This is a genomic window from Brevundimonas sp. (assembly GCF_031082345.1).
GTDB lineage: Bacteria > Pseudomonadota > Alphaproteobacteria > Caulobacterales > Caulobacteraceae > Brevundimonas.
This window is the reverse complement of the sequence record NZ_JAVHLH010000360.1, coordinates 1-1,999: the sequence shown is the minus strand read 5'-3', so window position 1 is coordinate 1,999 and position 1,999 is coordinate 1. Positions and strand designations below refer to the sequence as shown.

At 70.5% G+C, this 1,999-nt stretch carries 3 protein-coding genes; 1 reads left to right on the top strand and 2 read right to left on the bottom strand.

Features of this window, described 5'->3' with window-relative positions; genetic code table 11:
* A partial coding sequence (locus RDU12_RS15285) for a hypothetical protein (RefSeq protein ID WP_308685491.1) occupies positions 1-388 on the bottom strand: 388 nt, incomplete at its 3' end.
* A complete protein-coding gene (locus tag RDU12_RS15280) occupies positions 385-1,116 on the bottom strand; it encodes a response regulator (protein ID WP_300293189.1) in 732 nt (243 codons plus the stop codon). The genes RDU12_RS15280 and RDU12_RS15285, both read right to left, overlap by 4 nt.
* A gap of 129 nt (positions 1,117-1,245) precedes the next feature.
* On the opposite strand from RDU12_RS15280, the gene RDU12_RS15275 reads away from it, so the two are divergent.
* Entirely contained in the window at positions 1,246-1,905 is a 660-nt protein-coding gene (locus tag RDU12_RS15275) for an EF-hand domain-containing protein (RefSeq protein WP_300293191.1), read from the top strand.
* The last annotated feature ends 94 nt before the right edge of the window (positions 1,906-1,999 follow it).

Below are 1,999 nucleotides of genomic sequence, written 5' to 3'. Positions count from 1 at the left end.
AGATGAAGTTGGCCGGCGGCGCGCCGCCCGGCGGCGGGTCCGGCCGGCGCACCCGTCCGCGATCGACCGCCACCCGCACCGTGCCGGGCTCGACTCCGAGCCGCTCGGCCAGTCCCGCCGATATGGCCAGGGCCATCGGGTCGATGCGGTCGATCCCGGCGGGCGATACGGGCTGGTCCGTGATCCGGCGTCTCAGGGCGCGACCGTCCGAAGTCTCCGCCGGTTCGCCCTTCAGTGCATTGGCGGCGGCCTCGATGCTGAACCCGGACGGCCTCGGCTCGGGGGCCAGCACCAGCACCGCGAAGGCCACGGCCTGCGACATGACCACGGCCAGCGCCGCCAGCGCCGCCACCTGGACCAGGACGGGCAGGGAGGAGGGGCGCTTCACGTCCCGTTCCGCCCGGCGCCGCTGTGACGGTCGACCTTGACGTCGAACATATAGCCCTCGCCCCGCAGCGTCTGGATCATCTCCAGGCCGGAGCCGTCGTCCAGCTTCTTGCGCAGCCGGCTGATCTGGACGTCCATGGCCCGGTCGAAGACGTCGCTGTCAGCGCCCCGCGCCCGCTCCAGCAGCTGGTCGCGGGTCATGATCCGGCCTGGTCGCTCGGCGAAGGCCCTGAGCAGGGCGAACTCCCCGGCGGACAGGGCCACCAACTGACCGTCCGGCCTCATCAGCTCCCGCCGCAAGAGATCCAGCCGCCATCCGGCGAACGCGAGGCAGGGGCCGTCCGCCTCCGCACTCTCGCGGGGCCGGCGCAGCACCGCCCGGACCCGCGCCAGCAGTTCGCGCGGATTGCAAGGCTTGGCCAGGTAGTCGTCGGCGCCGAGCTCCAGGCCGATGATCCGGTCGGTGTCCTCGCCCATGGCCGACAGCATGACGATTGGCGGCCCCTTGCCGGCGATCCGGCGGCAGACCGACAGCCCGTCCTCGCCCGGCATCATCAGGTCCAGCACGATCAGATCGGGCGTGCGCGCGGCGATGGCGCGATCCATCTCAGCCGCGGTCGCCGCCCCCTCGGCGGCATAGCCGTGCTGTGACAGATATTCGGTCAGCACCTCGCGGATGCCGGGGTCGTCGTCGACGACGAGGATGCGCGGGGCGGCTTCAGCTTGCATCGGACCATTGTGAAGGCGCGCGTTCGCGCCGTCATTTCAGGATTGAAACAATTCGGCCGCCGCCTGAAACACCCGCGAAAGCCCGGCGTGGTCGAACAACGGAAGATATCAATCGGGAGCCTACCGCCCATGCTGACCCTGATCGCCCTTTCCGCCGTCCTGATGCAGGATCCCCCGTCGCCGCCGACGCCTCCGGAAGTCCACACCCGGGTCATGGTCATGGGGCCGCACGGCCCCGGCTCGCTCGACAAGGACGGCGACGGCCAGGTCACCCGCGAAGAGTTCACCGCTCCGATGAACGATCATTTCGCCCGCGTCGACACGGACGGCGACGGCCGCCTGTCCACCGAGGAGCTGTCGGCCGGTCACGGCGCCGCCGGAGGCATGACGTTTTTCGGCAGCGGACCGGGGGGCGAGCCCGGCATGCACCGCTTCGAACTCCGCCGTCCGCATGCGGGCGGCGAGGCAGGCTCCCGGGAGGAGCGCGAAATCGTCATCCACGGAGCGGCCGGCCACGGCATGCCGCACGTCGTCCACGGTCCGGGCCATGCGGGCGCCGGCGGCGACACCCGTATCGAGGTGCGCCACATGGGCGGCCCCGGCGGTCATGGCGACATGGACAAGGACGGTGACGGCAAGATCAGCGAGGCCGAGTTCATCAGTCCCCTGCGCGAAGCCTTCGCGCGGATGGACGCCGACCGCTCGGGCTTCATCGAGGAAGGCGAGCACGGCGGCGACGGCGACGTTCGCGTCTTCACCCATCGCATCGAGACCCGGGACGAAGATTGATCGCGCCCGGCGTTTTCGTTTGAGAAACCCGGGTTGGTCGCCCTAACGTGGGCGCGATGAATGTCCGCCGCCTCCTTCTCCGACTGACCGGGTC